Annotated in this window: 16 protein-coding genes and 1 tRNA gene; 6 read left to right on the forward strand and 11 right to left on the reverse strand. The window is 66.5% G+C overall.

The window, feature by feature from the left end:
* Position 1: 1 nt before the first annotated feature.
* Complete coding sequence (locus CLM73_RS04310) at positions 2 to 976, reverse strand: Bug family tripartite tricarboxylate transporter substrate binding protein (protein WP_105237454.1); 975 nt, start codon at positions 974 to 976, stop codon at positions 2 to 4.
* Between the two features lie 67 nt (positions 977 to 1,043).
* On the reverse strand, positions 1,044 to 2,306 hold the full coding sequence (gene hisD / locus CLM73_RS04315; RefSeq protein ID WP_105237455.1) for a histidinol dehydrogenase: 1,263 nt from the start codon (positions 2,304 to 2,306) through the stop codon (positions 1,044 to 1,046).
* A 336-nt stretch (positions 2,307 to 2,642) separates the two neighbouring features.
* Between hisD and CLM73_RS04320 the strand changes: the two genes are divergently transcribed.
* The 4 genes from CLM73_RS04320 to CLM73_RS04335 all read left to right on the forward strand — a co-directional run bounded on the left by CLM73_RS04320 (position 2,643) and on the right by CLM73_RS04335 (position 7,506).
* A complete protein-coding gene (locus tag CLM73_RS04320; protein WP_056569111.1) occupies positions 2,643 to 3,410 on the forward strand; it encodes a crotonase/enoyl-CoA hydratase family protein in 768 nt (255 codons plus the stop codon).
* Positions 3,411 to 3,485: 75 nt separating this feature from the next.
* A complete protein-coding gene (locus CLM73_RS04325; protein ID WP_105237456.1) occupies positions 3,486 to 5,009 on the forward strand; it encodes a fumarate hydratase in 1,524 nt (507 codons plus the stop codon).
* A gap of 100 nt (positions 5,010 to 5,109) precedes the next feature.
* Positions 5,110 to 5,181, forward strand: a tRNA-Trp gene (locus CLM73_RS04330).
* Between the two features lie 27 nt (positions 5,182 to 5,208).
* Positions 5,209 to 7,506: a hypothetical protein gene (locus CLM73_RS04335; RefSeq protein WP_105237457.1), complete on the forward strand. Its 2,298-nt coding sequence runs from the start codon at positions 5,209 to 5,211 to the stop codon at positions 7,504 to 7,506.
* Between the two features lie 15 nt (positions 7,507 to 7,521).
* Here the strand turns inward: CLM73_RS04335 and CLM73_RS04340 are convergent, their stop codons facing one another.
* The 3 genes from CLM73_RS04340 to CLM73_RS04350 are packed head-to-tail and all read right to left on the reverse strand — an operon-like array spanning position 7,522 to position 10,520.
* Positions 7,522 to 8,739, reverse strand: a complete 1,218-nt coding sequence (locus CLM73_RS04340; RefSeq protein ID WP_105237458.1) for a CaiB/BaiF CoA transferase family protein — start codon at positions 8,737 to 8,739, stop codon at positions 7,522 to 7,524.
* On the reverse strand, positions 8,736 to 9,596 hold the full coding sequence (locus tag CLM73_RS04345; RefSeq protein ID WP_105237459.1) for a MaoC/PaaZ C-terminal domain-containing protein: 861 nt from the start codon (positions 9,594 to 9,596) through the stop codon (positions 8,736 to 8,738). Before CLM73_RS04345 ends, CLM73_RS04340 begins: the two co-directional genes overlap by 4 nt.
* 9 nt (positions 9,597 to 9,605) lie before the next feature.
* Positions 9,606 to 10,520: an SDR family NAD(P)-dependent oxidoreductase gene (locus tag CLM73_RS04350; protein WP_056569098.1), complete on the reverse strand. Its 915-nt coding sequence runs from the start codon at positions 10,518 to 10,520 to the stop codon at positions 9,606 to 9,608.
* Positions 10,521 to 10,672: 152 nt separating this feature from the next.
* Between CLM73_RS04350 and CLM73_RS04355 the strand changes: the two genes are divergently transcribed.
* Together CLM73_RS04355 and CLM73_RS04360 are read left to right on the forward strand one after the other, a co-directional pair.
* Positions 10,673 to 11,572 (forward strand): LysR substrate-binding domain-containing protein, encoded by a 900-nt coding sequence (locus CLM73_RS04355; RefSeq protein ID WP_056569094.1) that lies wholly within the window; start codon positions 10,673 to 10,675, stop codon positions 11,570 to 11,572.
* A 183-nt stretch (positions 11,573 to 11,755) separates the two neighbouring features.
* Positions 11,756 to 12,778 carry a Bug family tripartite tricarboxylate transporter substrate binding protein gene (locus CLM73_RS04360; protein WP_199778253.1) on the forward strand — a complete coding sequence of 341 codons (1,023 nt, stop codon included), beginning with the start codon at positions 11,756 to 11,758 and terminating at the stop codon, positions 12,776 to 12,778.
* Between the two features lie 74 nt (positions 12,779 to 12,852).
* Here the strand turns inward: CLM73_RS04360 and CLM73_RS04365 are convergent, their stop codons facing one another.
* From CLM73_RS04365 to CLM73_RS04390, 6 genes are all read right to left on the reverse strand, one after another.
* Positions 12,853 to 13,524: a lysozyme inhibitor LprI family protein gene (locus CLM73_RS04365; protein WP_105237460.1), complete on the reverse strand. Its 672-nt coding sequence runs from the start codon at positions 13,522 to 13,524 to the stop codon at positions 12,853 to 12,855.
* 509 nt (positions 13,525 to 14,033) lie between these two features.
* On the reverse strand, positions 14,034 to 14,999 hold the full coding sequence (locus tag CLM73_RS04370) for an NAD(P)H-dependent flavin oxidoreductase (RefSeq protein ID WP_105237461.1): 966 nt from the start codon (positions 14,997 to 14,999) through the stop codon (positions 14,034 to 14,036).
* A 19-nt stretch (positions 15,000 to 15,018) separates the two neighbouring features.
* Entirely contained in the window at positions 15,019 to 15,993 is a 975-nt protein-coding gene (locus CLM73_RS04375; protein WP_105237462.1) for a Bug family tripartite tricarboxylate transporter substrate binding protein, read from the reverse strand.
* A 57-nt stretch (positions 15,994 to 16,050) separates the two neighbouring features.
* Positions 16,051 to 17,568, reverse strand: a complete 1,518-nt coding sequence (locus tag CLM73_RS04380; RefSeq protein WP_105237463.1) for a class I adenylate-forming enzyme family protein — start codon at positions 17,566 to 17,568, stop codon at positions 16,051 to 16,053.
* A 15-nt stretch (positions 17,569 to 17,583) separates the two neighbouring features.
* The gene (locus CLM73_RS04385) at positions 17,584 to 18,756 is read right to left on the reverse strand and encodes a thiolase (protein WP_105237464.1); all 1,173 of its coding nucleotides are present in this window, start codon (positions 18,754 to 18,756) and stop codon (positions 17,584 to 17,586) included.
* Positions 18,753 to 19,157 carry a Zn-ribbon domain-containing OB-fold protein gene (locus tag CLM73_RS04390; RefSeq protein WP_105237465.1) on the reverse strand — a complete coding sequence of 135 codons (405 nt, stop codon included), beginning with the start codon at positions 19,155 to 19,157 and terminating at the stop codon, positions 18,753 to 18,755. Before CLM73_RS04390 ends, CLM73_RS04385 begins: the two co-directional genes overlap by 4 nt.
* Between the last annotated feature and the right edge of the window lie 132 nt (positions 19,158 to 19,289).

The raw sequence follows: 19,289 nt of genomic DNA on the forward strand, positions 1-19,289 counted from the left end.
TCTACTTCAGGCTGATGTGGGCGCGCTTGGCCGTGGCGCGCTGCTTGTCGATCTCGGCTTTGAGCTGTTCGGCGAATTCCGCGGGCGGATTGCCCACCGGCACGGCCGAGAAGCCTGCCAGCTTTTCCTTCACGTCCGGCATGGCCAGAACCTGGGCGACTGCCTGATAGATCTGTTCCACCACGGCGGGGGGCGTGTTGCGCGGCGCCACCAGACCGAACCATGATGCGTCGTTCACATCGGGCAGTCCCACCTCGGCAAACGTCGGCACATCGGGGAGCGCATTCAGACGTTGCGGGTAGGCAACCGCCAACGCTTTCAAGTCCCCGCTACGGATGAAGGGCAACGACGACGGCAGGTTGTCGAACACCGCGGCGATCTGGCCTCCCAACGCGTCCTGCAGCGCGGGGCTGGAGCCACGGTAGGGCACGTGCATCATTTCCGTGCCGGTGCTGAGTTTGAACAGCTCGCCCATCATGTTGGCTTCCGACCCGGCGCCGGCCGACCCATAGGTGTAGACGTTCGGCTTGTCCTTGAGCAGCTTCACGAAGGAGGCCATGTCCGAGGCAGGCACCTTCGGGCCGATCGTCAGGACGTTGGGCACCGATGCAAGCTTGGTGATCGGCGCCAGGTCGCGCGTGACGTCGTACGAGATGTTGTCGTACACGACCGGGGTCACCGCGTGCGAACTGACCGTGGCAATGCCCAAGGTGTAGCCGTCGGGATCGGCGCGGATGACGTACTCGCTGCCGATACGGCCTGCCGCGCCGTTGCGGTTTTCGACGACCACCGTCTGTTTCAGCAGCTTGCCCAGCGGGTCGGCGATGGTTCTGGCCAGCACGTCGGTCGTGCCGCCGGGCGGAAAGGGCACGACCAGCTTGATGGGACGCGACGGATACGACGACTGTGCCTGGGCGGGTGCCGTCAGGCTTGCGCCGGCGATCGCCAGCGCACTGAAGATGATGCCAAGCTTCATTGTTTTCCCCTTGTGGACTATTTGCAGAATGGCTGCCGGGCTGTCCCGGCCCGGCGGCTGGACTGGTTCAGCCCATGCGCAGCGCGGCGGCGCGGCGGTGGCCTTCCATGCCTTCAGTGCGGCTCTGCCGCTCGGCCGGCGGTGCGACGGCGGCCACGCCCCGCGCATCCAGCCATTGGTGCGTGCAGATCTTCAGGAACGAGCCCACCCACAAGCCGCCGGTGTAGCGGCCTGCCCGCATCGTGGGCAGGGTATGGTTGGTGCCGCAGCATTTGTCGGAGTACACAACGCTGGCCTGCGTGCCGATGAAAAGCGATCCGTAGTTGCGCAGCCGGCCGGCGGTGGCGTGCGGATCGCGGGTGTGGACCTGCAGGTGCTCGGCTGCCACGTAATCCGAGTACGCCAGCATGTCGTCCTCGGTGTCGCACAGCACGATCTCTCCGTAGTCCGTCCACGAACGGGCCGCCACGGGGGCGGTGGGCAGATCCTTGAGCTGGCGCTCCACGGCGCGCAGCGTTTCCCGGGCCAGACGCTCGCTGGTGGAGATCAGGCCGACGCGCGTGCGCACATCATGCTCGGCCTGCGCCAGCAGATCCGTCGCAATCATGTCCGCGTCGCCGCTGTCGTCCGCGACGATGAAGATTTCGCTGGGACCGGCGAGCTGGTCAATGCCGACTTCGCCGAACACCTGGCGTTTCGCCTCGTTCACGTAGGCGTTGCCGGGTCCGACGATCTTGTCCACGGCCGGAATGGATTCCGTGCCGCACGCCATGGCGGCGATGGCCTGCGCGCCGCCGACCAGGAAGATGCGGTCCGCGCCGGACAGGTGACAGCCCGCGATCATCGCGGGATGGGCGCCAGGCGGCAGGCAGGCAATGACCTCATCGCACCCGGCAACCTTGGCGGGCACGATGGTCATCACGGGAGCCGACAGAATCGGATAGCGGCCGCCCGGCACGTACGCGCCGATGCGTTGCACCGGGATGACCCGGTGTCCCAGGTGCAGGCCGGGCAGCGTCTCGATCTCCAGGGGCAGCACCGTCGCCAGTTGCGCCTCGGCGAAGGCGCGGACACGCTCGATGGCGAATTCGGTGTCGTGGCGGGTCTGCTCGTCCAGATCGGCAACCGCCTGCAGGCGCGCCCCCATGGATACCTCCAGCGCCGGCGTGTCCTTGCCGTCGAATTTCTGCGAATACTCGCGCACCGCCGCGTCGCCGCGGGCCCGGACCTGCGCGATGATCTCGCGCACGGTGTCCTCAATGGCGCTGGCGCTGTCCTCGGCGCGGGCGGCGGGGGCTTTGATGTAGTTCAGATGGCTTGTTGCAGACATGAAAGGCTCTTTGTGGCTGAAGCGTTGCGGGTGAAGGCCACTATAAGAGCCGCTCCGGCGCTTGTTTCATGCCCGGGGGCAGGTGGTCACTATATTGAACGGGGCGGGCTGTCCCGCACGCAGATCTTGGCTTGCCCGCGCGTCGGGCAATGCGGCGCGGCGCAGACTTGGCGCGCGTTGCGGTCTGGGGACGGAACCCGCGCGGCTGGTGAATATAGTGATCGGCCGGTTGCGGCAGCACCCGCCGGCCAATGGTCGTATGATTCCGGGTTGAGCTGAGTCTTATATAAAACCCGGAACCCGATTCCGAGATATTCGCGAAAAAGGAGCAGTCCCATGTCTGACCTGATCACGGTGGAAGTCACCGACGGCATCCAGATCATCACGATCAACCGTCCCGAGGCCAAGAACGCCATCAACCTGGAAACCGCCGTGGCCATGGCCGCCGCGCTGGACCAGCTGGACAGCCGTGATGACGTGCGCATCGGCATCCTGACGGGTGGCGGCGGCACGTTCTCGTCGGGCATGGACCTGAAGGCGTTTGCCGCGTCCGGCCAGCGTCCCTACGTGGAAGGCCGCGGTTTTGCCGGCCTGAATGAACGCCCGCCCAAGAAGCCGCTGATCGCCGCGGTCGAGGGCTACGCGCTGGCCGGCGGTTGCGAAATGGCGCTGGCCTCCGACCTGATCGTGGCCGCCAGCAACGCCAAGTTCGGCCTGCCCGAAGTCAAGCGCGGCCTGGTGGCCGGCGCCGGCGGCCTCTTGCGCCTGCCGCGCCGCCTGCCTTATCACATCGCCATGGAAGTCATCCTGACCGGCGAAATGCTGAGCGCCGAACGCGCCCACGCCTTCGGCCTGGTCAACCGCCTGACCGAGCCGGGCGGCGCTCTGGCCGGCGCGCTGGAATTGGCGCGTGCCATCGTCGAAAACGGCCCGCTGGCGGTCCAGACCGCCAAGAGCATCGTCGCGCAAGGCGGCGACTGGGACCAGGAAGGCATGTTCGACCGCCAGCGCCCGCTGATCGCGCACATCTTTACTTCCGCCGACGCGAAGGAAGGCGCCACCGCCTTCGCCGAGAAGCGCAAACCCGTGTGGCAAGGCAAATAGGGCGCCAAATACTTTCACCTCGCGGCCGCTCGCCGGCCGCGTTTTCACGTTTCCCCTCCAGACCTGCAAATCGCCATGTCCGTCATCATTAAAGAAGAAGACTTGATCCAGTCGATAGCCGATGGCATCCAGTTCATCAGCTATTACCATCCCGTCGATTACATCCGCCACCTGGCGCGCGCCTACGAGCGCGAGGAAAGCCCGGCCGCGCGCGATGCGATGGCGCAGATCCTGACCAACTCGCGCATGTGCGCCGAGGGCAAGCGTCCGCTGTGCCAGGACACCGGCATCGTCAACGTCTTCCTGAAGATCGGCATGAGCGTGCGCTTTGACACCAAGCGCACCCTGCAAGAGCTCTGTGACGAAGGCGTGCGCCGCGGCTATCTGAATCCGGACAATCCGCTGCGCGCCTCCGTGCTGGATGACCCGCTGTTTGCGCGCAAGAACACGCGCGACAACACGCCCTGTATCCTGCACGTCGAGCTTGTCCAGGGTGACAAGGTCGACGTGCAAATCGCCTCGAAGGGTGGTGGTTCCGAGAACAAGACCAAGTTCGCCATGCTGAACCCCAGCGATTCGCTGGTGGACTGGGTGCTCAAGACCGTCCCGTCGATGGGCGCCGGCTGGTGCCCGCCCGGCATGCTGGGCATCGGCGTCGGCGGCACGGCTGAAAAGGCCATGCTGATGGCCAAGCAGTCGCTGATGGAAGACATCGACATGTACGAGCTGCTGGCCCGCGGCCCGCAGAACAAGCTGGAAGAGCTGCGCATCGAGCTCTACGAAAAGGTCAACGCGCTGGGCATCGGCGCGCAGGGCCTGGGCGGCCTGACGACCGTGCTGGACGTCAAGATCAGCACCTTCCCGACGCACGCGGCCTCCAAGCCCGTCGCCATGATCCCGAACTGTGCGGCCACGCGCCACGCGCACTTCGAGCTGGATGGCTCTGGCCCCGCGCGCCTGGACCCGCCGTCGCTGTCCGAATGGCCCGAAGTGCATTGGGCGCCGGACTACAACAAGTCCAAGCAGGTCGACCTGAACACGCTGACCAAGGAAGAAGTCGCCAGCTGGAAGCCGGGCCAGACCCTGCTGCTGTCGGGCAAGATGCTCACCGGCCGCGACGCCGCGCACAAGCGCATCCAGGACATGCTGGCCAAGGGCGAGCCGCTGCCCGTGGACTTCACCAACCGCGTCATCTATTACGTGGGTCCGGTGGATCCGGTGGGCGATGAAGTGGTCGGCCCCGCAGGCCCCACCACCGCCACGCGCATGGACAAGTTCACGGACATGATGCTGGAGAAGACGGGCCTGATCTCGATGATCGGCAAGTCCGAGCGCGGCCCCGTCGCCATCGAAGCCATCAAGAAGCACGGCTCGGCCTACCTGATGGCCGTCGGTGGCGCCGCCTACCTGGTGTCCAAGGCCATCCGCGGCGCCAAGGTGCTGGGCTTTGCGGACCTGGGCATGGAAGCCATCTATGAGTTCGACGTGAAGGACATGCCGGTGACGGTGGCGGTCGACGCCCAGGGCACCTCGGTCCACACGACCGGACCCAAAGAATGGCAGGCCAAGATCGGCAAGATCCCGGTCGCCGTTGCCTGAACGCAGTGACTGCATGAAGTCTGAATTGGCCGCTGAGATCAGCGGCCAATTTTTTTTAGGCGGTGCGCTGCGCAAGCGATGTATATACTCCGTCCGTCGTTCCGGGATAGTTCAGCGGCAGAACATTCGGCTCCAGTCCGGATAGGCGCTGGTTCGAATCCAGCTCCCGGATCCCTTCCTCTTACCTGAGCCACGCATCATGGATGACGCGCCGGATGCGCACGGGGCGGGTGGCGGCTATGCCGCCGCCATGCTCGCCAAAGCCTTCCTGACCCACGAGACCCACCCGGACCCCGCCGTACGCGAACGCGCGGCGGTGCGCGTTGAGCGCTGGCGCCAGGTGCTGGCGCATGCGCTGGATGGCTCGGCTACCCACGGCTCCGCCACGCCGCTGCCCGGCATTCCCGACTGGGTGACGCTGGACGTCGCCACCGGCGGCTTTGCCACGGGGGATCTGCTTGCCGGTGGACCGTTGACGCCCTACGAGCGCGAGCTGGCGGCGACGCTTTCCGGCATTACGCCGGGCAACGAACGGCGCGATCTCAACGCCTGGTTTCTCAGCGAGGCCGGCGTCGCGCATCTGCAAGACCGTCTGGCGCGCGGCGACTATCGCATCGAGGTGCCGGAAGAAGCCGCGCTGGCCGTGGTGGCGTGGCTGCTGGGTCAGGGGCTTGCCGACGCGGCGCGGGAGCTGGTCGCGGTGGTGGCGCCGTTCTTCGACCGGCTGCGTTTCTTTCCCGCGCCCGGATCGGCCGATGATGCGTCGGGCGCCGACATCCATGTCAGCACCGCCGGCGACGTTGCTGCGCGGCTGTCCCGCCTGCCCGCGCAGCCGCGCATCGCGGCGCAGCGCGCGACCGTTCAGACCCTGCTGCCGCACTACGACCGCGCCGTCGCGCTGTTTCTGGAAACGGTCGAGGACGATTGGCCGTGCCGGCGTTTTCCGCAGGACTGGATTCAACGCGCCCAGGCGCTGACGACCGCGATCAATGCGGCCCAGGATAGCGGCCAGTTGCCGGCCGGCACGTCGCGCAGGCATCGGCACAAGCGCGAGCTCTTCGACCTTCTGGCACAGTGCGCGCAGGACGCTGCCGGCCTCACCGGCAGGCAGGTCGGCCGCATACGCCGCATCGTTCGCGATTTCGTAGCCGCACATGGCGAGCCCGGATCTGCAGAGCACGAGGCCGTGCGCCACCGTCAGCGCGACGACGTTTCCGCTGTCGGATTCCATGAAATTGCGCGCCTTGTCGCCGCCCGCCTGCAGGATCATCCGCAGACGGTCGGCGTGCACGACCTGGCGCCGGTGCTGGCGCCGTTGAACGCAACCGAAGCCGCAACGCTCCAACTGCCGCCGGGCGAACCGGTGCCGGCGCCTATTGCCCGGCGCGCGCAGCGCTGTCAGAGCGGCACGCTTGCCGATCTGGTGGCGCAGGGGCTGATCACCTCGACCGACTTCCTGGCGACGCTCACGCCGCAGATCACGTCGGGCCTGCAAGGCGGCGGCTTTGACGATGCTGCGTTGCGCACGCTGTATAGCGCTTGTTATCGGGCGTTCCGCCGGCGCCGTTCGCTTCTCTTGCTGAACCTTGAACGGCAGGCCTCGTTCGACCGGTTGCCCTGGATCGCGGCCCTGGAGAATCTGCGGCGGCCGGCGCGGCAGGACGCCGACGCGGCCCGCGCCGCGCTGACGGAAATCGCGGAACTTGCGCTGGCGTCGTTCCCGCATGCGCCCGTGCCGAACAAGCTGCTGCAGGAACTGCACGCGCTTGCCGAGCGCGCGCAATGGACGTTGCCGCTGGTCGATGAGGTGGCGGCGGACATCTTCATGGGGCGATTCGGACGCAAGTTCCTGGAAGCGGCGCACTGCGCGGCGGCGCTGCTGGGCGACTGTCTGTACACCCGCTATTTCGATATTGACGCCAGCCAGGTGCTGGCGCTGCCGTTGCCGCGAAAATCACGCGGCGACGACGCCGAGGCCGACGCGTTCGGCCGGCTGTGCGCCTCGCGCGCCGGCGTGCAGCCAGGCTTTGGCCAAGTGGGCGCCAACGGCATGGTGATCGAGCAGCAGCAGATCCTGACCACGCAGAATCTTGCGGTGCTGGTGAAGGACGCGGGCCTGGATGCGGCGCTGCGCGGCCAGTATGGCCGGATGGCGATTGCCGGCTTCGAATGGATCTGCGCGCGCCATCAAATGAAGATCCACGATTGGCATGCGTGTGTGCGGATGACCCGCAACACCGCCTATGCCTGGCGGCAGATTCTGTTCTTCCTGTCGATGATGCCGCGGGCCGGGCAGGCAGCGGCGATCGCCGCCATGGACGCGCATTTCCGGGCGCAGAGCGGGGCGTTTCGCAACCGCTTCGAACCCATCATGCGCGGGCTTCATCTGGCGGCCGGCGGCCAGCGCCTGCCGCAGCACGACGCCGGCCCGCAAGGCGCGCGCGTGTTCCGGGGCTGGTTCAACACGCGCCACTGGCTGCTCGACGGCATGCACTGAGCGGGCCGGGTCCTCCTACTTCCGGAACGCCGCAATCGCCTCCGCGGACTTGCCCAGCACGTCGCGCAGCACTTCGTCGGTGTGCTCGCCCAGCAGTGGCGGCGCGCGGCGGTACACGACGGGCGAATCCGAAAACCGCAGCGGACTGGCCGTCACGGGCGCCACGCCGCCGGCCGGATGCGGCATGTCGCGCCGCAGCTGCCGCGCCTGCGCTTGCGGGTGCGCAAATGCCTGGGCGATGTTGTTGATCGGCCCGCACGGCACGCCCACCGCTTCCAGCTTGGCGATCCAGTCATCACGCCGGCCTTCGCGCATGATGTCCGTCAGGATACCGATCAGTTCCACGCGGTTGGTGACGCGCAGCCGGTTGGTGGCAAAACGCGGATCGTCGCCGAGCTCTGGCACGCCGATGGCGCGGCAGTAGGCGCGATACTGCGATTCGTTGCCCGTGGCCACGATCAGGTGGCCGTCGCTGGCGGCGAACACCTGGTAGGGCACCACGTTCTGATGCGCGTTGCCGGCGCGGGTGGGCGCGACGCCTGAATTGAAGAAGTTGGAGTTCTGGTTGGCCAGCAAGGCCACGTGGCTGTCGAGCAGCGCGATGTCCAGATGCTGGCCCTGGCCGCTGCGATGGCGCTCCTGCAGGGCAGCCAGCACCGCCACGGTCGCGTACATGCCGGTGACGATGTCGGTCACGGCCACGCCCGCCTTCTGCGGCCCGCCGCCAGGCAGATCATCGCGCTCGCCGGTGATGCTCATCAGCCCGCCCATGCCCTGGATCATGAAGTCGTAGCCGGGGCGCTGCGCAAACGGCCCGTCCTGGCCGAAGCCAGTGACCGAGCAATAGATGAGGCGCGGGTTGATCGCCTTCAGGCTTTGATAATCCAGCCCGTACTTGGCCAGGCCGCCCACCTTGAAGTTCTCGACAAGAATGTCGCTGACCGCGGCCAGTTCGCGGATCAGCGCCGCGCCTTCCGGCGTGGCCATGTCGGCCTCGACCGAGCGCTTGTTGCGATTGGCGCTGAGGTAGTAGGCCGATTCGTTGGTGTCCTGGCCATCGCCGTCCTTCAGAAAGGGCGGTCCCCACGCGCGGGTGTCGTCGCCGAGATGCGGCCGTTCGATCTTGATGACATCGGCGCCCAGGTCTGCCAGGTTCTGCGTGCACCACGGGCCGGCCAGGATGCGCGACAGGTCCAGCACGCGGATGCCGTCAAGCGGAGGCGGGCGCGTCATGATTGCACCGTCGCGGTGCCGTGGCTCATGACCACGATGCCGCGCTCTTTGGCGCGGGCAATGAAGCGGATCTGGCCATCCGGCATGCGCCACATGTCGCATTGCAGCGTCTCGCCCGGATAGACGGGCGCCGAGAAGCGCGTGTTCAGGCTGGTGAGCCGCGCGGCGTCGTAATCGCAGTACGTCTTGACGATGGCATGCGCAGCCACGCCGTACGAGCACAGGCCATGCAGGATGGGGCGGGGATAACCCGCCTGACGCGCGACCTCCGGGTCTGCATGCAGCGGGTTGCGGTCGGCGTTCAGGCGATACAGCAGCGCCGCGCTGGATGGAATGCGCAGCTCGCAGCGCAATTCCGGGTCGCCATCGGGCGCGGCGGGCAGGGCCTCGGGGCTGGCATCGCCATCGCCGAAACCGCCATCGCCGCGGCAGAAGGTGCTTGATCGCAGGGTCGCCAGGCATTGGCCGTCTTCGTCGTGCAGCGTGCGTTCGCTGACGATGATGGCGCCCTTGTCCGCGCCCTTGTCGATCACGTGCGTGTTGCGCGTCCTGCCGGTAACGATGCCCGACACCGGCAACGGCGCATGCAGCGTCAGCCGCTGCTCGCCATGCACCACTTTCACCCAGTCCACCGTTGAGCGCGGATCGCTGACCCAGAAGCCCGGGTAGCCGAGGATCACGCTCATCGTCGGGAAGGCGCGCAGGTCCTTTTCGTACACGTAGCGCAACTGGCCCGTGTCTTCCGGATCCTGCCCCAGGCCGATGCCCAGCGCATACAGCATGGTGTCCTTCTGTTCATAGCGCTGGCGCACATCGTCAAAGCGCCAGTCCTTCACGGTTGCATAGTCCAACGGCATGTGGCGGCCTCAGATGGGATCCCAGTCGATCACGTCGGGCGAACGCTCCAACGCGTAGAAGTGCTTGCGCATGGCGGGCGCGGCGATCTCGGCGATGCGCTCCGGCGTCCAGCCTTCGCTGTGATGCACCGTGCGCAGCGGACGAGGCTGGCTCATCAGCATGATCTCGTTGGCGCGCACCGCGAAGATCTGCGCCGTGATCTCGCTGGCCGCGTCGCTGGCCAGAAACACCGCCATCGGCGCCACCTTGCCGGCTTCCATCTTTTTCAGTTTCTCGACGCGCGCCTTTTCTTCGTCGGTCTCCGCGGGGATGGAGCTTGTCATGCGGCTCCAGGCGAACGGCGCGATGCAGTTGGACCGCACGTTGTAGCGCGCCATATCCAGCGCAATCGACTTGGACAACGCGACGATGCCCAGTTTGGCGGCCGCGTAGTTGGCCTGGCCGAAGTTGCCGATCAGCCCAGACGTGGACGTCATGTGCACGAAGGCGCCCGATTCCTGTTCGCGAAAGTAGGGCGCCGCCGCGCGGCTCATGTAGAACGAGCCGTTCAGGTGCACGTCGATCACCTGGCGCCATTCCTCTTCGCTCATCTTGTGGAAAACCCGGTCGCGCAGGTTGCCCGCGTTGTTGATCACCGCGTCCACCCGGCCGAATGCGTCGATGGCCGTCTGCACGACGCGGCTGGCGCTGTCGTACGCGGCCACGCTGTCGGTGTTGGCCACTGCGTGGCCGCCTGCCTCGACGATTTCCTTCACGACCGCCTGCGCGGGTCCGTCCGCGCCGCCTTCGCCCGTGAGCGACACGCCGATGTCGTTCACCACGACCTTCGCGCCCGCCTCGGCCATTGCCAGCGCCACGCTGCGGCCGATGCCGCCGCCCGCGCCCGTCACGATCACCACCTTTCCGGATACCAAGCCGCTCATTGCTTCTGACTCCTGTGCTGCGGCGCGCACGCCGTCTGTGGAAAACAGTTCCGCATCAACCCGTCTGGTTCATGGGCATGGCCTCATGGTAGATTCGACCCGGCATTCGAAGAATTCAAAATTAGAAATGCCCCCCTTCTGCGTGGTGGAACATGAGACATGATCTGACGGACCTGCGTTTGTTCTTGAACGTGGGCGAAACACTCAATCTGACCCGTGCCGCGGAACGCACGTTTTTGTCCTTGCCGGCGGCAAGCGCGCGGGTCAAGCACATGGAAGAGGCATTCAAGGCCCGCCTGCTGGTGCGCATGGCCACGGGGGTTGCGCTGACGCCCGCCGGCGAAGTGTTGCTCAAGCACGCCAATGCCGTCTTCCGCCAGCTTGAATGCCTGAACGCCGATCTGCAGCCCTACGCCAGCGGCCTGAAAGGCCGTCTGCGCCTGCTGGCCAACACCACCGCCACCAACTCCTTCCTGGCCGACGCGCTATCCACGTTTCTCGCTGAGAACCCGGACGTCGACGTCGAGCTCGAAGAAAAAATCTCCGGTGACATCGTCATCGCGATCCGCGCCGGCGCCGGCGACCTGGGCCTCGTCGCCGGCAACATCGACGTCGAGGGCCTGGACGTCACGCCCTTGTTCCGCGACGAACTCACCGTGGTCACATCGCTGGACCATCCGCTGGCCGCGCAGAAGACCGCGCATTTCGCCGACCTTGTGGATGCGTACCAGTTCGTCGGCATCCACCCGGACAGCGCGATCCAGACCTTTCTTGAAGACATTGCCAGCGGGCTGGGCAAGCGCATCTGCCAGCGCGTGCACGTGGGCAGCTTCGAGGCCGTGTGCCGCATGGTCGAGGCCGGCGCGGGCATCGCCGTCGTCCCGCGCGCCTGCGCGGCGCGCTACAGCCGCCCCGACTTTCTGCATGTGCTCAAGCTGGATGACCCCTGGGCGCTGCGCGATCGCCTGCTGTGCCGCCAACGCGGCCGCGACCTGCCCAGCTTTGCCGAGTGCTTCATTGGCCACGTGCAACGCGCCGCGCGCGGGCAATAGGGCGCAGGGTTTGCCCTGACTTCCTATGCCCTAGGCCATGCGCCGTAGCACCGCCGCACTGGGGCGAGCGCGCGCGGGCGGCCCATTCTTCAGCCCCCGCGAAAGAGGGGCTTTTGCAAATACGTAGCGGACTTCTCCGGCATTCGGCAAATAATAAAAAACAGCGGCGGGCGGCAGCACGCGATGTCCAGCCGTGACCAGAACAAGACTCAGGAGACTGCCGTGATCCATCAAGACCGCCGCCGCGTCCTCGCGGGGCTAGGCGCAGCCTGCGCCGCCGCCATGCTTCCATCCTGGGCCCGCGCCGCCACCTGGCCGGGCCACGCCGTGACCTTCATCGTTCCGTTTCCCGCCGGAGGGCCGGTCGACACCACCGCGCGCTTCACGACGCAGCCCCTCGGCCAACTCTGGTCCGTGCCCACCGTCGTCGACAACAAATCCGGCGCCGGCGGCATCGTCGGCGCCCAATTCGCCGCGAAAGCAGAGCCCGACGGCTACAACTTCTTCTTCGCGTCCATCCACCACGCCGTACTGCCCAGCCTGCGCAACAACCTCAGCTACGACATCACCACCGACTTCGTGCCAGTAGGCATGGCCGCGGTCTTCCCCATCGTCCTCGTCGTCAACGCGTCGCTGCCCGTCAACACCGTCAGCGAACTCATCGCCTACGCCAAACAGAACCCCGGCAAACTGTCCTTCAGCTCCTCCGGCACCGGCGGCGGCACGCACCTGGCCGGCGAACTCTTCAACGCCATGGCCGGCGTGCGCATCCAGCACGTCCCGTACCGTGGCAGCGCGCCCGCCATGCAGGACCTCCTGGGCGGCCAGGTGCAAGTCATGTTCGCCGACGGCCCCTCCGCCGTCCCGCACCTCAAGGGCGGCAAGATCCGCGCACTGGGCGTCGGCAACCCCACACGATCCAGCATGGTCCCCGACATCCCCACCATCGCGGAATCAGGACTGCCCGGCTACGAGGCCTACTCATGGAGCGGCGTCATGGCGCCCAAGGGCACGCCGCCCGACATCGTCAAGCGCATCAACGCGGACATGGTGAAAGTGCTGTCGAACGACAGCACCGCAAAGGCAATGATCGCAGCGGGTGCGGAGCCCAAGCCGGGCTCACCCGAGGAATTCGGCAAATTCGTGCGCGACGAAATCGCGAAGTGGCGCGATCTCATCAAGACCGCGAACATCAAGCTGGAGTGATCCGGTCAGGATCGAGTGACCTGACGCGACTCGCAATTGCGCATCAGGTCACTCGCGCGGCAACGCGGTGGCGATCAGCGCACCGCGAACCAGCTGCCGGCCAAACTGCCGTTCATGCCGCAAAACGGCGGCCCAAAGCCTTCGTTCTTCACACCAACAGGCGGCGTCTCAAGCGTCTCCAGCACCGCACCGCGGCGCTTGAGCGTCAGCGTCCAGGGCGGTCCATCCTGATAGATCACCGTCAGCGTGTCGCCCGACACAATGCCCCGGCCACTCAAATCGCAAACCCAGTTCCCGTTATAGGGCCGCGCCGAATTCGCCGCCACCAGGAACTCGCCACGCGAATTCTGCGTGACCTCGATCTCGCCTTCGATGTTCCTCCACTTGCCGACAAATCCGTCGGCCGGCTTGGGATTGATCGCCTTCAGGAACTCCAGGCGATAACGCATGGTGTCGGTAAGCGCCTCGAAAGGTGTGCTCTGCACGTAGGGCTCTGCATAAGCTCTGTCGCGCACGCCCAGAAAGTACTTCTGATCGGCCACCAATGCCTTGGCTCCCTGCGCATCGAGTTCATCGCGCACGGCCTTGTATTGCTTCGCAATGGCAGCGTCCTGGTCCCCCAACCGCGAATTGCCGCAAAGGGACTTCTCAACCGGCGTGGAAGCCTTGGCGCAATTGAAAGACGGCGCGGCCACAGCGCTGCCAGCCATCGCCAGCGAAGCCGAAAGGACCAGATAACGGATCATGGTGTGAAGCTCTCCAGAGGATGTACAAGTCCGGCCGCCGACCGGCGCCGCATGACCGCGCAGTTTACCGGTGTTGCCGTTATCTCGGAGATGGTGTCTGACACCAGAGTGCGAAACGCTCACGGCAATCGCGAAGCGTCATCCCCGGACGCAAGACACCGCGTAAGCGCCCGGAGGCCGCCCGCGCGGCCAACCGGGCGCGGGCCCCGCAAGCCGCGGCAAACCCGCGCAAACGCAGGCAAGAACCTCAAGAACTCAACCCGCCCCAGCGCCCGCCAAGTTCAAACCACCGGAGCCCGGCGCGTCGTCGGCCTGGGGTGCGCGGGGCGTGTAGATGCGCCCGACGGAATCCGAAGGCAGCCGCCGCAGGCGGCAACGAGGATGAGGATGGGGCAGTCCGGAGCGAAGGCTCCGGACCGCAATCGTAGCCCCGCGCGCCCCAGGCCGACGACGTGCCGGGCGTCAAAAGAACCATCCCCGCTCGCGGCTAAGCCGTGCGTCAAAAGAACTCAAACCCTTCGCGACACAGCAGCAACAGCCCCGAAATACTCCCCCTCCAACTGCGCCACCAGTTCTGCAACCCCCAACACCTCCTGCACAGCCCCCACCCCCTGCCCAGCACTCCAAACATCCTTCCAAGCCTTAGGCCGAGACGACTTATCCATATTCGCCGGCCCCGCCACCCCATTGCCGCCCAACACAACCGGATCCAACCCCGCCGCCAAAATACTCTCAGACAAATAATTCGCCGGCACCCCCGAAAAATAAGCCGTATAAGTCACATCCCCAGCCTGCGCCGCCAACACCATCTCCCGGTAAGCATCCCCCGCCAACGACTCCCGGGTGGCAATAAACCGAGTCCCCATATAGGCAAAATCGCACCCAAGCACCTGCGCCGCCAAAATATCCTTCCCATGGCTGATGCACCCCGACAACGCCAACGGCCCGTCGTAGAAAGCGCGAATCTCGTTCACCAGCGCAATCGGATTCATCTGCCCCGCATGTCCGCCAGCCCCTGCGGCAACCAAAATCAACCCATCGGCCCCCGCATCCAGCGCCCGCTTCGCATGCCGCACGTTCGTCACGTCGTGATAGACCAGCCCGCCGTACGAATGCGCCGCCTTCACCACCGCCTCCGGCGCGTGCAGCGACGTAATCAGCAGCGGCACCCGGCGTTCCGCGCAGATCGCAAGATCCCCCTGCCAGCGCGGATTGCTCGGATGCACGATCAGGTTCACCCCATACGGCGCCACCTTCTGATCCGGCGCCGCAACCCGCCGCGCCGCCAGCCCGTCCTCGATCCGCGTGATCCACTCGTGCAACTGCTCCTGCGGCCGCGCGTTCAACGACGGAAACGTCCCGATAATCCCCGCCGCGCACTGCGCCACCACCAGTTGCGGCCCCGACACCAGAAACATCGGGGCGCCAATCACAGGCAGGCGGATCTGGTCTCGCAATGCGGACGGGGAATTCATCGTCATGCTCCGGGGAAAATCAATTGGCCTGAATGTTCGCGGTCTGGATCACGTCAGACCACAACGCGTACTCACGGTCGATCCGCGCCTGCAGCGCTTTCGAATCGCCCGCGTTGATCGTGTACCCGCCTTCCGTCATTGCCTGGCGGAAAGCCGGGTCCTTCGACACCTCCGACAGCGCCCGGGTCAGCCGCGCCGTCACCGCATCCGGGAGCTTCTTCGGCCCCACCAGCGCATACCAGCCCACCACCTCGTAATCCTTCATCCCGGCCTCCATCATCGTCGGCACGTCCGGCAGCTCCGGATTGCGCGTCTTCGACGTCACCGCCAGCGCGCGCGCCTTGCCGCTCTTCACGAATGGAATCGCCGTGCTTGTGATGTCGAACATGAACGTCACCTTGCCGCTCACCACATCCATCATTGCCGGTGAATTACCCCGATACGGCACGTGCAGCATCGACGCCTGCGCCTGCTTCTTCAGCAATTCGGCCGAAAGATGATTCGACGCCCCGATCCCCGCCGACCCGAACGACACCGCCTCCGGATGCTCCCGCGCATAGGTCACGAGTTCACCCACGTTCTTCGCCGGGATCTGCGGCCCGATCAACAGCACGTTCGCGTAGTCCACCACCAGGCCCAACAGCGAAAAATCCCTGCGGGGGTCAAAGAGCGTGCTGCGCTGTACCAGTGGCGACATCGTCAGCGTCGGGCTGGCGGCAAAGCCCAGCATGTAGCCGTCCGGCGCCGCCTTGGCGGTCGCGTCCGACGCGATCATGCCGCTCGCGCCCGCCCGGTTCTCCACCACCACGGTCTGTCCCAGCTTGTCGCCGAGATACTTCGCAAAGACGCGCGCCGTCGTGTCCACCGGGCCGCCCGGGGCGTAGCCCACGAGCAGGCGGATGGGACGGTCGGGATACGTCTGCGCCGAGGCGGTTTGTGCGCCAGCCAGCGCGGCCACGGCCGAGGCCGCGGCGATCAGGGTCTTGATGTTCACGCTCTTGTCTCCTTGTGCATAAGTGGCCGGTCGTCAGAGCGGAACAGCAGTCCGCGCCTACGCCAGCCTTTCTTTCAGCGGCTGCTTCAGGATCTTGCCGCTGACGGTGGTGGGAATCGTCTCGATGGGAATGATTCGCGCCGGACGCTTGTACGGGGCAAGCTGGGCGCGCAGGTGCAGCATCAGCAGGTGGGTATCGACCGTTGCGCCCGGCAAGGGCTCCACGAACGCGATGACCTCTTCGTTGTGATCGTCGGTGTCACGCCCCACCACGGCCGACAGGCGCACGCCGGGAAAGGCATTGATCACCGACTCGACCTCGATCGGGTAGACGTTGAAGCCCGAGCGGATGATCAGGTCCTTCGACCGTCCCGAGATGAACAACGCGCCGCTGTCGTCGACAAAGCCGATGTCGCCCGTGTTGAGCCAGCCGCCCGGCAGCAGCGCCTGCGCCGTCTGTTCCGGATTGCGGTAGTAGCCCAGCATCACGCCAGGACCGCGGATCAGCAGGTCGCCACGTGTGCCCGGCGTCGGGACCGAGTCAGGGTTGCCGACACGCAGCTCCACGCCGTCCACCGCGTGCCCCGCTGAGCAGTCGTCGCGCGGCGCGTCGATATCCGTGATGAACATCGAGCCTGCGTACTCCGTGATCCCGTAGCCGTGGTGCATCGGCACGCCGAAGTAGCGTTCGGCATCGCGCTTTTGCGTCGGATCCAGCGCCGCGCCGCCCGTGTACAGGTAGCGCAGGGCCGGCGCGCGCAGGTCCGCACGGGGCGGCGCCACTGCCATCAGGCGGCTGAACATCGTCGGCACGCCTTGCAGGATGCTGACGCCGGGATGCGCCAGCGCCTTGAATACATCGTCCGGATCGAAGCGGCTGCGCAGCACCAGGCTGGCGCCCGCATGCAGCGTGGACATCAGCACCGTTGCGATGCCGAAAATGTGCGACATCGGCAGCGCCGCGTAGCCGATATCGTGCGGCGTCAGCCGGCGCGACGCCGCCGATACCCGCGCAAAGTGAATCAGCCCGCGATGCGGCACCATCACGCCCTTGGGCGCGCCCGTCGTGCCGGACGTGTAGATCACCGTGGCGACTTCGCCGGCCAGCTCGCCCGTTTCAGCCTGCGTCGGCTCGGCCGCGCGCGCGGCAGCGATGCCCGGTCCCCAGACGGCGGCGTCGGCTTCAACCGCGCCAGCCGTTGCGGCATGGGCGGCCGCCGCCGTCGACACGCCGCTCGTGAACAGCACCAGCTCGGGCTGCGCGTGCTGGCGGATGTTGTTGATCTCGCGGCCCGACAGGCGCGCATTCACGCCCACGGGCCAGGCGCCCGCAACCCCGCAGCCGAACAGCGCGGCCAGCATCGCCGTGCAGTTCTCGCCCACCATCATCACGCGATGGCCGGGCTGCACGCCCTGGCCGCGCAGCCATTGCGCCGTGTCCTGCACCCGCTGCCACAACTGGCCGTAGGTCACCGTGCCGCCGCCTTCCTCGTACAGGCAGATGGCGTCGGGCTGCCGGCGCGCCTGCAGCGCCAGGATGTCGTGGATGCGGGTGATGGGTTCTGCGTGAGACATGGGTGATACGTCGGATCAAAGAGTTGCCTGGGTGCCCAGGATGGCGGTCGATTGGCTGGACAGGGTACCGCCATTGCCATGCACCAGCGCAAGCTGCGCGTCCGAAACCTGCCGGTCGCCGCATTCGCCGCGAAGCTGGCGCACCGCCTCGATCATGATGAAGACGCCATACATGCCGGGATGCACGCAGCACAGCCCGCCGCCGTTGGTGTTGACCGGCAGCCGGCCCCCGGGCGCAATGGCGCCGTCCGCGATGAACTCCTTGCTTTCGCCCTTGGCGCAGAAGCCCAGGTCTTCCAGGAACAGCAGCGTGTTGATGGTGAACGCGTCGTAGAGCTCGACGACGTCGATGTCCTTGGGGGCAAGGCCTGCCATCGCGAAGGCCCGGCGGCCGGACTCGGACGCGGCGGTGACCGTCAGGTCTTCCATCGAAGAGATCTGCCGGTTCCATACGGCCGTCGCGTTGCCCAGCACATAGACAGGCGGACGCGGCAGATCGCGGGCGCGGTCGGCGCGCACCAGCACGTAGGCGCCCGCGCCGTCGGTGACCAGGCAGCAGTCGCGCACGCTCAAGGGATCGGACACCATGCGCGCGGAAAGAATCTGGTCCAACGTGGCCGGCTCGCGCAACTGGGCTTCCGGGTTGAGCTGCGCCCACTGGTTGGCCGCCAGCGCCACTCGCGCCAGATCTTCGCGGCGGGTGCCGTACTGGTGCATGTGCCGGGCGGCCGCCAGCGCATACGAGGACAGCGGATTGAGCGGATCGTAGGGGGACTCGTAGGGCTGCGGATCGAACTGCTTGCGCACACGCCCGACCTCGGCGCGGCTGAGCGTGGACGTGCGCTGCGTGCTGCCGTAGCAGACCAGCACGGCATTGCACTGGCCGGACGCCAGCGCGTGCAGCGCCGGCATCAGATGCGCCACGAAGCTAGAACCGCCCAGCATGGTGCTGTCGATGAACGTCGGGCGGATGCCCAGGTGTTCGATCACCGGCATGGCCCACATCGGCGCGGCCACGCTGGCGGTGCAGATGCCGTCGATGTCGCGCATCGTCAGGCCCGCGTCCGCCACGGCGCGTTGCGCCGCCTGCACCAGGATTTCCATTTCGGTAAAGCCCGTGGCCTGTCCGAGGCCCGCATGGCCCACGCCGGCCACCGCCACGGCGCCGCGCAAATCATTCAGCGTCATGCCGCCTCCTTGTTGGGAACGAAGACGACCAGCCCGCGGCCGTCCTGCTGGATCACCTGCGCGCGCACGCCCATGCCGATCCGCACGGCCTCCGGCGCCACGTCGTCGACGCGGCTCATCAGCCGCACGCCTTCCTGCAGGTCGATCAGCGCCACGTTGTAGTCGCCGCCCGCCTCGGGCTTGCGCCGCACGACGGTGGTGGAATACACGGTGCCGCGTCCGTCCGGCGCCGCGAAGGCAAGCTTGTCCGCGCCGCAGTGCGGGCAGATCATGCGGGGATAGAACACGGCGCGGTCGCAGCCGCCGCAGCGCTGGATGAGGAAGCGGCCTTCGTCGAGCGCCTGGCGGTATTGCGCCTCGACGCCTTGCGAGACGCCAGCCGTCTGATCGGGAGCAGTCATGGTGCGATGGGGTTCCGGTAAATGAAGCGTGAATCTGAAGCGTGAAGCTGAACAGCGCCTAGTGTCCGCACTGCCAACGGCTTCGGCCATTCTTCATTGCTGAAGCAGGACTTTTGCCAATCCGTAGTGGGC

Origin of the sequence: Achromobacter spanius, assembly GCF_002966795.1 — a bacterium.
GTDB classification, from domain to species: domain Bacteria; phylum Pseudomonadota; class Gammaproteobacteria; order Burkholderiales; family Burkholderiaceae_B; genus Achromobacter; species Achromobacter spanius_D.